This is a genomic window from Gemmatimonadales bacterium (genome assembly GCA_036265815.1).
GTDB lineage: Bacteria > Gemmatimonadota > Gemmatimonadetes > Gemmatimonadales > GWC2-71-9 > CAVVWJ01.
Genome location: DATAOI010000049.1, coordinates 12,412 through 25,172 on the forward strand (window position 1 = coordinate 12,412; position 12,761 = coordinate 25,172).

General features: G+C 68.8%; 12 protein-coding genes. 10 read left to right on the plus strand and 2 right to left on the minus strand.

Features of this window, described 5'->3' with window-relative positions; translation table 11 throughout:
• Positions 1 to 9 precede the first annotated feature (9 nt).
• Genes pssA through ppdK form a run of 7 tightly spaced genes read left to right on the plus strand, consistent with a single transcriptional unit; the run spans position 10 to position 8,534 of the window.
• Positions 10 to 870, plus strand: a complete 861-nt coding sequence (gene pssA / locus VHR41_10150; protein HEX3234547.1) for a CDP-diacylglycerol--serine O-phosphatidyltransferase — start codon at positions 10 to 12, stop codon at positions 868 to 870.
• On the plus strand, positions 867 to 1,118 hold the full coding sequence (gene purS, locus VHR41_10155; GenBank protein HEX3234548.1) for a phosphoribosylformylglycinamidine synthase subunit PurS: 252 nt from the start codon (positions 867 to 869) through the stop codon (positions 1,116 to 1,118). The genes pssA and purS overlap by 4 nt, the downstream gene beginning before the upstream one ends.
• Positions 1,118 to 1,840, plus strand: coding sequence for a phosphoribosylformylglycinamidine synthase subunit PurQ (gene purQ, locus VHR41_10160; GenBank protein ID HEX3234549.1), 723 nt, complete (start codon positions 1,118 to 1,120; stop codon positions 1,838 to 1,840). The genes purS and purQ overlap by 1 nt, the downstream gene beginning before the upstream one ends.
• On the plus strand, positions 1,837 to 2,166 hold the full coding sequence (locus VHR41_10165; protein ID HEX3234550.1) for a zf-TFIIB domain-containing protein: 330 nt from the start codon (positions 1,837 to 1,839) through the stop codon (positions 2,164 to 2,166). Before purQ ends, VHR41_10165 begins: the two co-directional genes overlap by 4 nt.
• Positions 2,163 to 4,475, plus strand: a complete 2,313-nt coding sequence (gene purL, locus VHR41_10170) for a phosphoribosylformylglycinamidine synthase subunit PurL (protein ID HEX3234551.1) — start codon at positions 2,163 to 2,165, stop codon at positions 4,473 to 4,475. The genes VHR41_10165 and purL overlap by 4 nt, the downstream gene beginning before the upstream one ends.
• Position 4,476: 1 nt before the next feature.
• Complete coding sequence (purF, locus tag VHR41_10175) at positions 4,477 to 5,871, plus strand: amidophosphoribosyltransferase (protein HEX3234552.1); 1,395 nt, start codon at positions 4,477 to 4,479, stop codon at positions 5,869 to 5,871.
• Positions 5,868 to 8,534: a pyruvate, phosphate dikinase gene (gene ppdK, locus VHR41_10180; protein ID HEX3234553.1), complete on the plus strand. Its 2,667-nt coding sequence runs from the start codon at positions 5,868 to 5,870 to the stop codon at positions 8,532 to 8,534. The genes purF and ppdK overlap by 4 nt, the downstream gene beginning before the upstream one ends.
• Positions 8,535 to 8,557: 23 nt before the next feature.
• Here the strand turns inward: ppdK and VHR41_10185 are convergent, their stop codons facing one another.
• Positions 8,558 to 8,905: a hypothetical protein gene (locus VHR41_10185; protein ID HEX3234554.1), complete on the minus strand. Its 348-nt coding sequence runs from the start codon at positions 8,903 to 8,905 to the stop codon at positions 8,558 to 8,560.
• A gap of 153 nt (positions 8,906 to 9,058) precedes the next feature.
• Between VHR41_10185 and purE the strand changes: the two genes are divergently transcribed.
• From purE to VHR41_10200, 3 genes are read left to right on the plus strand one after another with little or no spacing between them, the layout of a single operon-like run.
• Positions 9,059 to 9,553 carry a 5-(carboxyamino)imidazole ribonucleotide mutase gene (gene purE / locus VHR41_10190; GenBank protein ID HEX3234555.1) on the plus strand — a complete coding sequence of 165 codons (495 nt, stop codon included), beginning with the start codon at positions 9,059 to 9,061 and terminating at the stop codon, positions 9,551 to 9,553.
• Positions 9,550 to 10,677 carry a 5-(carboxyamino)imidazole ribonucleotide synthase gene (locus VHR41_10195; GenBank protein ID HEX3234556.1) on the plus strand — a complete coding sequence of 376 codons (1,128 nt, stop codon included), beginning with the start codon at positions 9,550 to 9,552 and terminating at the stop codon, positions 10,675 to 10,677. Before purE ends, VHR41_10195 begins: the two co-directional genes overlap by 4 nt.
• A 24-nt stretch (positions 10,678 to 10,701) precedes the next feature.
• Positions 10,702 to 11,298, plus strand: a complete 597-nt coding sequence (locus VHR41_10200; GenBank protein HEX3234557.1) for a DUF2911 domain-containing protein — start codon at positions 10,702 to 10,704, stop codon at positions 11,296 to 11,298.
• Between the two features lie 16 nt (positions 11,299 to 11,314).
• Here VHR41_10200 and VHR41_10205 read toward each other — a convergent pair whose 3' ends face one another.
• Entirely contained in the window at positions 11,315 to 12,568 is a 1,254-nt protein-coding gene (locus VHR41_10205) for a cysteine desulfurase-like protein (protein HEX3234558.1), read from the minus strand.
• Between the last annotated feature and the right edge of the window lie 193 nt (positions 12,569 to 12,761).

Consider the following 12,761-nt stretch of genomic DNA (forward strand, 5'->3'; position numbering starts at 1 on the left):
CGGGAGCGCATGAGGCGCCCCACCATGCGGCAAGTGGTGGTGGTCATGCCCAGCGCCTTTACCCTGGGAAACCTGTTTTTCGGGTTCTGGGCCATCGTCTCCGCCTTCAACGGCAACTTCCGCTGGGCCGGCTGGTTTATCGTCTTCGCCGGGATTCTGGACATGCTGGACGGCCGGGTGGCCCGGCTCTCCAACACCGGGTCCCGGTTCGGGGCCGAGCTGGACTCGCTGGTCGACGTGATCTCGTTCGGGGTCGCGCCCGCCCTACTGATCTATTTCCTCGACTTCGCGAGCGCGGGCCGCTTCTCCTGGATCCTCTCGTACATCTACGTGACCTCGGTGGCACTCCGGCTGGCCCGCTTCAACGTGGTCTCCGCCGGAAAGCCGTCCACCGGCTGGTTCACCGGAATGCCGTCGCCTGCGGCGGGCATGACCCTCGCCGTCTATTATCCATTCAGTCAGACCGAATGGTACCGCGCGTCGATCGCCTATCTCGACCTGCAGCATCAGGGCCTGGTGGTGCTGGTGCTCCTGCTGGCGCTGCTCATGGTCAGCAACGTGAAGTACCCCAAGTTCCCGGCCATCGGGGTGCGGAGCGCCAAGGGAATCTTCGGCCTGGTGGTGCACCTGGTGATCCTGATCGGCGGCCTCGTCCGACCCGAGTATTTTCTCTTTCCGTTGGGGCTCTTCTACATGGTGTTCGGCATCTCCCGCGCCACCGTGCTGGGGCTGATGGAACGGCCGGAGACGCAGCTCGGCCCGGAGGACGCGACCGAGCCCCAGGAGCGGACCGAACAGCAGGCCGGCGGCTCGCCGCGCGAGCGGCGAGCGGGTTGGGCCGACCGGCGCAAACCTTCCGAGGACCGATGAGCTTTCGTGTGCACGTGCGGGTGATGCCCAGAACCGGACTGCTCGACCCGCAGGGGCAGGCCGTCGAGCACGCGCTCGCGGCGCTGGGCTTTCCGGAGGCAGACGGTGTCCGGATCGGACGCGCCATCGAGCTCGAGGTGGCAGCACCCACCCGCGCGCAGGCGGAGGCGCGGGTCCGCCAGATGTGCGACAAGCTGTTGGCCAATCCGGTGACCGAGGACTACCTGCTCCAGGTGGAGGAGGTCTGATGCTCAAGGTCGCGGTGGTTCGCTTTCCCGGCAGCAACTGTGACTTCGACACCCTGCGGGCCGCCGAGCAGGCCGGCACCGAGGCGTACTTCGTCTGGCACCGGGATACTCACTTGCACGGGGCCGACCTGGTGCTCCTTCCGGGCGGCTTCAGCTACGGCGACTACTTGCGCAGCGGCGCCATCGCCCGGTTCAGCCCGGTGATGCAGGCAGTGCAGCGCCACGCCGCCGGAGGCGGACCGGTGCTGGGGATCTGCAACGGATTCCAGATCCTGTGCGAGGCCCACCTGCTGCCCGGCGCGCTCATGCGGAACGCCGGGCTGACCTTCGTCTCCAAGCCGGTGGACATGATCGTGGAGCGCACCGCGACCGTCTTCACTTCCGCCTACGCCACGAAGGCCCGTCTCCGCCTGCCCGTGGCGCACGGCGACGGCCGGTTCGTGGCGGCGGAAGACACGCTGCGCATGCTGGAGGCGGAGGGCCGGGTGGTGCTGCGCTACGTGCCAGCCACCGAAGGTTCGCCGCTGCAACCCAACCCCAATGGCTCCGCCAATCACATCGCCGGCATCTGCAATGCCGACGGCACGGTGGTGGGCATCATGCCGCACCCGGAGCGCATCACCGACCCGATGCAGGGGCTGCCCGACGGCCTGGAGTTCTTCACCTCGATGGCCGCGTGGCAGCCCGGGTCATCCTTCACCCTGAGCATGCCCAGCAGATGAGCAACGACAAACCCAGCCGTAACGAAGAGGAGTATTTCGTCAAGAAGGACGCCGAGCTGCGCGAGCGGGAGCGAGAGCTCGCCCGCGCGGCGGCGCGGGAGCTGGAGCGGCACAGCCATTTCATGAAGTGTCCCAAGGATGGGTACGACCTGGTGACCAGCGAGTACCACGGGGTGCAGATCGAGAGCTGCCCCCACTGCGGCGGAATGTGGCTGGACGCCGGTGAGGTCGAGCAGATCGCGCACGAGGACCGCCCCGCGCTGCTCACCCGGGTCCTGACCGATGCGTTCGTCAGTATCCGCAAATCCGCGCGGCGGCATCCGTGACCGGTGCCGTCGCGGCGGGATCGACCGAAGCAGCCGCCTTCCCGGGCGAGCGGCCGATCACGCCCGAGGTGGTGCGCGAGCACAACCTCAACCAGCTGGAGTACGGCCGGATGCTGGAGCTGCTGGGCCGCACGCCGACCCTGACCGAGCTGGGAATCTTCTCGGCCCTCTGGTCCGAGCACTGCAGCTACAAGCATTCCCGGCCTGTGCTCAAGACCTTTCCGACCAGTGGTCCCCAGGTGGTTCAGGGGCCGGGCGAGAACGCCGGCGTGCTCCGGCTGCCGGACGGGTGGGCGGTCGCGTTCAAGATCGAATCCCACAATCACCCGTCCGCAGTGGAGCCGTACCAGGGTGCCGCCACCGGCGTCGGCGGCATCCTGCGCGATGTGTTCACCATGGGCGCCCGGCCCGTGGCGGTGCTCAACAGCCTCCGGTTCGGCCCGCTGGATCAGCCACACAACCGCTACCTGTTCGCCGGCGTGGTACGCGGGGTGGGCGACTACGGCAACTGCGTCGGCGTTCCCACGCTCGGCGGCGAGGTCGGCTTCGCGCCGGGGTACACCGGCAACCCGCTGGTGAACGCCATGTGCGTCGGCCTGCTCCGGGAATCCGACCTGATCCGGGCCGCCGCGCACGGGGTCGGCAATGTGCTGCTCTGCGTCGGAGCACGCACCGGCCGGGACGGCATCCACGGCGCGAGCTTCGCGTCGGAGGAGCTCTCGGAGAAGAGCGAGGCCCGCCGGCCCCAGGTCCAGGTGGGCGATCCGTTCACCGAGAAGCTCCTGCTGGAGGCCAGCCTCGAGCTGATCACCTCGGGGCTGATCGTCGCCATCCAGGACATGGGCGCGGCCGGGCTCACCAGCTCCAGCGCGGAGATGGCGGCGCGCGGCGGGGTCGGGGTCGAGATCGACACCGCACTGGTGCCCACTCGCGAGCCGGGGATGACGCCGTACGAGATCCTGCTGTCCGAATCCCAGGAGCGGATGCTGGTCGTGGCCGAGCCGCGGCGGATGGAGGAGATCCAGGCCGTCTGCGCCAAGTGGGAGCTCAGCGCCACGCCGATCGGCCGGGTGACCGACGACGGGATCTTCCGGGTCCGCCACGGCGATATCGTCGTTGCGGCCGTTCCGGGGCAGCGCCTGGTCGAGGACTGCCCCATCTATCATCCCGAGGCGGAGGAAAGCGGCGCCGCACGAGCCCGCCGGTCCGCCGGACCGAACCTGCCTCCCAAGGCAGACATCGAGGACGCGCTGATGCTGCTCCTCGATTCGCCCAGCCTCGCGAGCAAACGCTGGGTGTACGAGCAGTTCGACTCCACCGTGCAGGCCTCCACCGTGCTCGGCCCGGGAGGAGACGCCGGCGTCCTCCGGGTTGCCGGCACTGGCTTCGGGATCGCCGTCACCGTGGACTGCAACAACCGCGTGGTCGCGCTCGATCCGTACGAGGGCGGGAAGGCCGCCGTCGCGGAGGCGGCGCGGAACATCGCCTGTACCGGGGCCAGGCCACTGGGGATCACCGACTGCCTCAACTTCGGGAATCCGGAGAAGGCGGACGTGTTCTTCCAGTTCCGCGAAGCCTGCCGGGGCATCTCCGAGGCGTGCGTCGCGTTCGGGACGCCGGTGACCGGCGGCAACGTCTCGTTCTACAACGAGAGTCCTGGCGGCGCCGTCGACCCGACGCCGACCATCGGGATGATCGGCCTGCTCGAGCGGGTGGCCGATCGGGTACCCAGCCATTTTGCTGCCGCGGGCGACGAGGTGCTGATCCTGGGTGCCACCCGTGGGCAGCTCGGCGGCTCTGCCTACTGGGCCGAGGTGCGGAACTTCATCGGTGGCCAACCCGCGCCAGTGGACCTCGCGGCCGAGCGCAGGCTGCAGGATCTGCTGGTGGCGGCTGCCGGCCGCCAACTCCTCCGCTCAGCGCACGACTGCTCGGAGGGCGGGCTCCTCGTGGCGCTCGCGGAGGCCGCGATGGGCGGGCCCTACGCCGGAGAGGGATTCGGCGTGGCGCTCGATCTCACCGACCATGCCCCCGGTATTCAGCCGGACGCCCTGCTCTATGGGGAGGACGGCGCCCGCGCAGTGATCTCCTGCGCCCCGGACCGGGTCGAGGCGCTCCTGGCCCTTTGCCGGGACCATCAGGTGCCCGCTCTCCGCGCGGGCCGGGTAGAGCAGGCGGCCTCCTCGCTGGAACTTCGGGCAGGTGCCCGCCTGTTCACCTGGGATATCTCGGCATTACGGCGGACTTATTTCACGGCGATCCCACGGCGGATGCAGCATCCCGACGTCGATCGCTCGGCTGGAGAGTAAGATGTGCGGCATCATCGGCGTTTCCGGAATCCCCGACGCGGCCCGGCTCACCTACCTCGGACTCTATGCCCTGCAGCACCGGGGGCAGGAGAGCGCGGGGATGGTGGCCGTGGACATGAAGGGAGCGGCGCGGGCACATCGGGGAATGGGCCTGGTGTCAGAGACGTTCGATGAGGCCGTCCTGGCTACCCTGCCGGGAGACGTCGCGGTGGGTCACACCCGCTACTCCACCACCGGGAGCACGGTTCTGGCCAACGCGCAGCCCTGCAGCGTCAACACCCGCTGCGGCCCGCTGGCCATCGCGCACAACGGCAACATCGTGAACGCCGCCGAGATCAAGCGCGAGCTGGTGGAACGCGGGGCCATCTTCACCACCAGCTCGGACACCGAGGTGCTGGTGCACCTGATCGCCCGCTCGGACGCCGACACGGTGGAAGGGCAGATCCGCGAGGCGCTGGAGCAGGTGGACGGGGCCTACAGCCTGATCATCGCCGTGGGCCGCACGCTGTACGCCGTGGTCGACAGCCGCGGGTTCCGTCCCCTGGTGCTCGGCCGGCTGGGCAGCGGGATGGTGCTCGCTTCGGAGACCTGCGCGCTGGACCTGCTCGGCGCCAACGTTACCTGCGAGCTCCAGCCGGGAGAGTTCATTCGCATCGAGGACGGCCGGGTAACCGAGCTGCCCCGGCTGGCCCCTCGTCCGGTGAGCCGGTGTGTCTTCGAGCTGGTCTACTTCGCCCGGCCGGACAGCACCATCTTCGGCGAATCGGTCGACCGGGTGCGCCGGGAGATCGGGCGGCAGCTCGCCCGGGAACAGCCCGCGCCGCGAGGCGAGGTGGTGTTCAGCGTCCCCGACAGCTCGAATGCCATGGCGCTCGGGTTCTCCGAGGCGGCGGGCATCAAGCTGGAGTACGGACTCATCCGCAACCACTACGTGGGCCGGACCTTCATCAACCCGACCCAGGACCATCGGGTGGCCAAGGTGAAGATCAAGTTCAACCCGGTGCGGGAGGTCATCCAGGGCAAGTCGGTGGTGGTGGTGGACGACAGCCTGGTCCGGGGGAATACCAGCAAGAGCCTGGTCCAGATGATCCGCGCCGCGGGGGCGCGCGAAGTTCATCTCCGCCTGGGCTCGCCACCGATCACTGGCCCGTGCCTCTACGGCATCGACACGCCCACCCGGGAAGAGCTGATCGCCGCGACCCACTCGATCGAGGAGATCCAGGAGTTTCTCGGGGTGGATTCGCTGGGGTACCTCTCGCTGGACGGCATGCTCCGCGCGGCCGGCAGCGAGACCGGCTATTGCCATGCCTGCTTCTCCGGCGACTATCCGACGCCGATTCCGGGTGATCTGGTGCAGCTTCGCCACGCCTCCCCGCTGGTGGCGACGCCGGCATGAGCGGCCCCTACAGCCAGCCGCTGGTCTACTCCTTCGGCCAGGGCCGGGCCGACGGGACCGCCGCCATGAAGGACGTGCTGGGCGGCAAGGGAGCCGGCCTGGCCGAGATGACGACCATCGGCATCCCCGTCCCGCCCGGCTTCACCATCGCCAGCTCGATCTGCCTACACTATCTCGAAAATCAGCAGTTCCCCAAGCGCCTTCAGCACCAGGTGGAGAACGCGCTGCAGCGGGTCGAAGCCGCCACGGGGAAGCATTTCGGCGATGGCGACAACCCGCTGCTGGTGTCGGTGCGTTCGGGCGCCGCCGTCTCCATGCCCGGGATGATGGAGACCATCCTCAACCTCGGGCTCAACGACGTCACGGTGGAAGGACTCACCCGACAGAGCCGCAACCCGACGTTCGCCTGGGATTCCTATCGGCGGTTCGTCCAGATGTACGGCACGGTGGTGTTCGATCTTCCCAAGCAGCCGTTCGAGCACATGCTGGAGGAGCAGCGCCGCGGCTGCGGTGCGGAGCGAGACATCGATCTGCCGGTCGAGGAGATGCAGGCGCTCGTGCGCCGGTTCAAGGACCACGTCCGCGCCGAGGCCGGGCGCGACTTCCCCAGCAACGCGCTGGACCAGCTCTGGGGTGCCATCGCGGCGGTGTTCGAAAGCTGGAACACCCGGCGGGCCATCGACTACCGGAAGCTGCACGACATTCCCGACAGCATGGGCACCGCCGTCAACGTGGTGGCGATGGTCTACGGCAACCTGGGCGAGGACTCGGGCACCGGTGTCGCTTTCAGCCGGGACCCGTCCACCGGGGTCCGGGCGCTCTACGGTGAGTACCTGCTCAATGCACAAGGCGAGGACGTGGTCTCGGGCAGCCGGACGCCGCTGCCGATCGCCACGCTGAAGGACCAGCTGCCGGCGTCGTACCAGGAGCTGGACCGGGTCGCCCGCACCCTCGAGCGTCACTTCCGCGACGTGCAGGACATGGAGTTCACCATCGAGCGCGGCAAGCTCTACATGCTGCAGACCCGGCGCGGCCAGCGCTCGGGCCACGCGGCGGTGCGAGTGGCGTGCGACATGGTGGACGAAGAGCTGATCTCGGAGGAAGAGGCGGTGGCGCGTATTCCGCCCAACGACCTGAACCAGCTGCTCCATCCCACGATCGATCCGCACAGCAAGCTCGACCTGCTCACCACCGGGCTTCCCGCCTCCCCCGGCGCCGCCTGCGGCACGGTGGTGTTCGACGCCGACCGCGCCGAGAAGCTCGGGCGGGGCGGCCACCCGGTGATCCTGGTGCGGCGGGAGACGTCGCCCGAAGACTTCCACGGCATGGTGATGGCCAAGGCGGTGCTCACGGCGCGGGGCGGGATGACGTCGCATGCCGCGGTGGTGGCGCGAGGGATGGGCAAGCCCTGCGTGGCCGGCGCGCAGGCGCTCGAGGTGGACGAGAAAGCAGGCCGCTTCTCGGTCAACGGCCGGCAGGTCGCCGAAGGCGAATGGATCACGGTGAACGGCGGCACCGGACAGGTGTTCGCCGGGCAGGCCGCGCTGGTCACCTCCGAGTTGAGCGGCGACTTCCTCCGGCTGATGGAGTGGGCCGACCGGATCGGCCAGCTCCGGGTCCGGGTGAACGCCGATACGCCGGCCGATGCGCACCGCGGCCGGGACTTCGGCGCCGAAGGAATCGGCCTCTGCCGGACCGAGCACATGTTCTTCGATGGCGACCGGCTGAGCGCCATGCGGGAGATGATCGTGGCGCAGGACCAGCGGGGTCGCGAGCGCGCGCTGGCCAAGCTGCTCCCGATGCAGCGCTCCGACTTCGAGGCCATCTTCCGCGCGATGGAGGGCTTTCCGGTCACCATCCGGCTGCTCGACCCGCCGCTGCACGAGTTCCTGCCCAAGGAGCCGGAGGAGATCGAGGCGCTCGCCCGGGAGCTCAAGCTGGAGCGCGGGGCCTTGCAGTCAGTGATCGACCGGCTGCACGAGGTGAACCCGATGCTGGGGCTCCGGGGCTGCCGGCTAGGCATCATCTATCCCGAGATCACCGCCATGCAGGTCCGCGCCATCTTCGAGGCGGCGTGCACCGTGGCGGCGCGGAAGGGACGGGTCTATCCCGAGGTGATGATCCCCCTCACCGCCAGCGTGGTGGAGTTCCGCAAGCAGGCGCTCATCGTACGGCAGGTGGCGGAGGAGGTGTTCCGCGAGCGGCAGATCACCGTCCCGTTCCTGCTCGGCACCATGATCGAGCTGCCCCGCGCCGCCCTCACGGCCGACGAGCTGGCCCGTGAGGCGCAGTTCTTCTCCTTCGGCACCAACGACCTGACCCAGACCACCTGGGGACTCTCCCGGGACGACGCGGGCCATTTCCTGCCGTATTACCTGGAGCACGGCGTGGTGGAGGACGATCCGTTTCAGATCCTGGACGAAGCGGGCGTCGGCAAGCTGATCCAGATGGCGTGCGAGCTGGGCCGGCGTACCCGCCGCGACCTCAAGCTGGGCATCTGCGGCGAGCACGGCGGCGAGCCAGCGGCCGTGGCCTTCTGCGACAAGCTGGGGATGAACTACGTCAGCTGCTCACCGTTCCGGGTGCCGATCGCTCGGCTGGCCGCGGCCCAGGCGGCGCTGGCCACCCGGGGCACGATGGACCGCACCCGCGCCACGGTCTGACCCGATCGACCGGTGGCCTGGCGTCAGGCTCTGGCCAGGATCAGCAGCATGGGATGCGAGCCCGGATTGAAGCCCGGCCGCGCGCCCGGAAACTGGCCGTCGGACACCACGACGTCCTCGACCTCCGTCAGGATGAACGTGCGCCACCCCGGAAGGTCTCCGCTCCGGCTGGGCCCCTCCGACTGATACGCCACCAGGACCGGCTCTCCGGCTTCGTGAATCCCCACCAGGTGCGGCTCGACTGTCCGCATCAGTCCTTGATATCGAAACGTGACCGGCCGATGCGCGAGCGTGGCCTGGATCAGCCGCTCCGGCTCGGTCAGGTCCAGCGTCGCCTCGTGTCCACGATCAGTAGCGCGCCGGTGTGGCATCCCGCACCTCACAGAGAAAGATGCGTCAAGCTAGGGCCGGCGCCGGCCCCGATCAATGAGGCCTGACACCGCGCTTGCCATGGGCATCGTGGCGAGCCTTAATTGCTGCCTGCCGAGCCGCGGCGGCCCGCACCAACCGATCACGAGGATCCAATGACTCAGCCCATCGTCGGCATCGTCATGGGAAGCGACTCCGACTGGGAGGTGATGCAGCATGCCGCGACCCGGCTCAGGGAGTTCGACGTTCCCCACGAGCGGCGGGTGGTGTCCGCTCACCGGACGCCGGACCTGCTCTTCCAGTATGCGGAGGAAGCCGCGGGACGTGGTCTCCGCTGCATCATCGCCGGGGCGGGCGGGTCGGCCCACCTGCCGGGCATGCTCGCGGCCAAGACCACCTTGCCCGTGCTCGGTGTGCCGGTGCCTTCGAAACACCTTCAGGGACTCGACTCGCTGCTCTCCATCGTCCAGATGCCCGCCGGCATTCCGGTCGCGACGTTCGCGGTCGGAGTGGCGGGGTCGCACAACGCGGGACTGTACGCCGTGGCGGTGCTGGCGCTGAGCGACCCGGCGCTCGCGGCGCGGCTGGCGGAATTCCGCCGGACGCAGACGGCCCGCGTACTGGAGCTCAAGCTGCCGGATCCGGCGTGATCCTGCCCGGCGCAACTGTCGGAGTGCTCGGCGGCGGCCAGCTCGGCCGGATGTTCGTGCTTCAGGCCCGCACCATGGGATACCGGGTGGTGGTGCTCGATCCGGATCCCCAGAGCCCCGCCGGCCAGGTGGCGGACCGGCAGATCATGGCCGCGTACACGGACGAAGCGGCGCTCGCCGAGTTGGCGGCGAGCTGCGCCGCGGTGACGACCGAGTTCGAGAACGTGCCGGCCGCGACGCTTCGAGAGCTGGGGCGGACCTGCGTGGTCCGTCCATCCGAGCGGACAGTCGCCATCGCGCAGGATCGGATCGAGGAGAAAGGCTTTCTCGAGCGCGAAGGCTTCGCCACCGCGCGCTACCAGCCCGTGCGAAACGCGGCCGAGCTCCCCGCTGCGCTGGAGCTGGTGGGAACCCCGGCGCTGCTCAAAGCCAGCCGGTTCGGCTATGACGGCAAGGGACAAGCCCTGGTCGAGAAGCCGGAGGATGCGGCGCGGGCGTTCGCCCAACTGGGTGGTGTCGCCTGCGTGCTGGAGGAGCGGGTGGTGCTCGAGACCGAGCTATCGGTGGTGCTGGCGCGGGGAGGCGATGGCGTTGCGGTCGCGTTTCCGGTGGGAGAGAATCGGCACCGGGATGGTATCCTGGAGACCACGGTGGTCCCGGCGCGCGTCTCCGCGCGGCTGGCGCGGGAGGCGCGGGAGCTCGCCTGCGCGGTGGCGCAGCGGATGGACTACAGCGGGGTGCTCGGCGTCGAGATGTTCGTGGCCAACGGCGGGCGCCTGCTGGTGAACGAGATGGCGCCTCGGCCCCACAACAGCGGACACTACACCATCGATGCATGCTCGATCGATCAGTTCGAGCTCCAGCTCCGGACACTCTGCGGGCTTCCATTGGAGGAGCCGCGGCTGCTGAGTCCGGTGGCGATGATCAACCTGCTAGGCGATCTCTGGATGGGCGGCACTCCCCGCTGGGAGGAGGCGTTCCGCCGGCCAGGCGTGCGGCTCCATCTCTACGGCAAGGCCGCGCCGCGACCCGGGCGAAAGATGGGGCATCTCAACTGTCTGGCGGAGGACCCCAACCGCGCGCTCGCGCTGGCCCTCCAGGCGCGTGATGCGCTGCTTCCTTGACTCTCCATTCGCAGGATGCCGACGATGCCATTGGTCACCCTTCTCACCATCGCTTCGTTAGCCGGCGCTACACCGGCTCCGATGCGGCCGTTCGCACCGGTCGCGGTGGACACCGCCTGCCAGGTGCTCCATCCGAAGACCACCCCGGCAGAGGGCCGGAAGAGCCCGCTCGACTCGCTCACCTTCCAGGTTGCCCAGCAGCCCGTGAAACTGTGCTATGGACGACCCTCCTCCCGTGGGCGGGTGATGATCGGAGGAGAGAACGTGCCGTTCGGAAAGCTCTGGCGCACCGGGGCGAACGAGCCGACCATCTTCTTCACGCCCGTGCCGATCACGGTGGCCGGCATCAAAGTGCCGCCGGGGAAGTATTCGCTCTACACCGTCCCGGGCGCTAAGGAGTGGCAGGTGATCGTGAACCGGTCGACGTCGCAGTGGGGTGAGGAGAGCAACTACACGCCCGCGGTCAAGGCGCAGGAGGTCGGGCGCGGCACCGTCCCTGTCGAGCAAGTCAAGACGCCTATCGAGACCTTCACCATCCGGGCGGCGCCCGGCGCCGGGGGCGCCGGTCTGGTGCTGGAATGGGAGAGGACCCGGATCCGGATTCCGATCGCGCAGGCATGAGCCGGCCCGATCTGGGCTATCTGACCAGCCTCTCGACGCCCGCGACGAGCCGGTCGACCTCTTCCTCCGTGGTGTAGCAGGCGCAGCCGGCGCGTACCAGACCTTGTGCGGTCAGCCCCAGTCGCGCCACCACCGTCGTCGCATAGAAGTCACCGGTGGAGACGAACACACCGTCTCCGGCCAACGCGACGGCCACTTCCTCCGAGCTTCGACCAGCAACGGTGAACGCCACGGTGGGCGTGCGTGGCTGACCCGGCGGAGGCCCGTACAACATCACTCCCGGCACGGCCGCGAGCCCGTGCCAGAGCCGCTGCAACAGCGCCTGTCCCCGGGCGTGCAGCTCGCCGAAGCTCCCCACCAAACGCTCCCGCCTGGTTCCACCCTCTGCAAGCGAGCCGAGGAACTCCACGGCCGCCGCGGCCCCCGCGATCCCTTCGTGATTCTGCGTGCCAGTCTCCATCCGTTCAGGAGCCGTCTCCGGGGCCGGATCGAGCTTGGGCACCTGCAGCCGCTCGAGCCGATGCTTTCGCCCATACAGAATGCCGAGGTGGGGCCCGTAGAACTTGTAGGCCGAGCACGCCAGGAAGTCGCACTGGAGAACCCGGACGTCGACCAGCTGATGGGGGGCGTAGTGCACCGCATCGACAAAGCTCATCGCCCCGGCGGCCCGTGCCAGCTCCGCCGCTCGAGCCACGTCAGTGATGGTGCCGAGCGCGTTCGATGCCGCTCCCACGGCCACCAGCCTGGTGCGCGGGCCGAGCGCCCGCTCGAAGGCCGTCCAATCGAGCTGCCCCGTGCCGGGCACCATCGGCACGCTGCGGATGGTGACGCCCCGCTCGCGCTCGAGCGCCCGCCACGGCGCCACGTTCGCGTGATGATCGAGCTCGGTCACGACCACCTCGTCGGTGGGCCCCCACCCGCGGCCGAGCGCCCGCGCCAGGTGAAAGGTGAGCGTCGTCATGTTGGCGCCGAATGCCACTTCCGTGGGGTCAGCTCCGAGCAGATCGGCCAGTGCCGCGCGGGCCGACGTGATCATGGCGTCGGTCTCTTGGGAGGTGGGATAGTGCCAGTGGGTATTGGCGTTGTGATGGAGCAGGTAGTCGGCCATGGCATCGGCCACGGCGCTCGGGACCTGGGTGCCGCCGGGCCCATCGAAGTAGGCCACCGGGTGGCCACCGTGGCGCCGTTGGAGAGCGGGGAACTGCGCTCGAATGCGCTCGGTGGAGGCAACCGTGGTGGCGGCAGCAGGTGCGGTCCGGGTGGCGTTCATGGCTTCTCTCACTGGGTTTGAATGGCAGACATATCACCTGAGATCGCAAGCCTCAAATACCACATAAATAATGGCTTACAGCACAACATTGAACAAGAAACACCGTTGTCTAGCCTGTTTCAGGCTTGGAATCTGACCCCCACGCCCCCCGGCGCGCCAGAACCGATTCCGCCCGCCCGCAGTGCGGACTACC

Coding starts and splice junctions, on each gene's coding strand:
- pssA (HEX3234547.1), top strand. CDS start 10: ATGAGGCGCCCCACCATGCGGCAAGTGGTGGTGGTCATGCCCAGCGCC.
- purS (HEX3234548.1), top strand. CDS start 867: ATGAGCTTTCGTGTGCACGTGCGGGTGATGCCCAGAACCGGACTGCTC.
- purQ (HEX3234549.1), top strand. CDS start 1,118: ATGCTCAAGGTCGCGGTGGTTCGCTTTCCCGGCAGCAACTGTGACTTC.
- VHR41_10165 (HEX3234550.1), top strand. CDS start 1,837: ATGAGCAACGACAAACCCAGCCGTAACGAAGAGGAGTATTTCGTCAAG.
- ppdK (HEX3234553.1), top strand. CDS start 5,868: ATGAGCGGCCCCTACAGCCAGCCGCTGGTCTACTCCTTCGGCCAGGGC.
- VHR41_10200 (HEX3234557.1), top strand. CDS start 10,702: ATGCCATTGGTCACCCTTCTCACCATCGCTTCGTTAGCCGGCGCTACA.
- VHR41_10205 (HEX3234558.1), bottom strand. CDS start 12,568: ATGAACGCCACCCGGACCGCACCTGCTGCCGCCACCACGGTTGCCTCC.
- VHR41_10185 (HEX3234554.1), bottom strand. CDS start 8,905: ATGCCACACCGGCGCGCTACTGATCGTGGACACGAGGCGACGCTGGAC.
- purF (HEX3234552.1), top strand. CDS start 4,477: ATGTGCGGCATCATCGGCGTTTCCGGAATCCCCGACGCGGCCCGGCTC.
- purE (HEX3234555.1), top strand. CDS start 9,059: ATGACTCAGCCCATCGTCGGCATCGTCATGGGAAGCGACTCCGACTGG.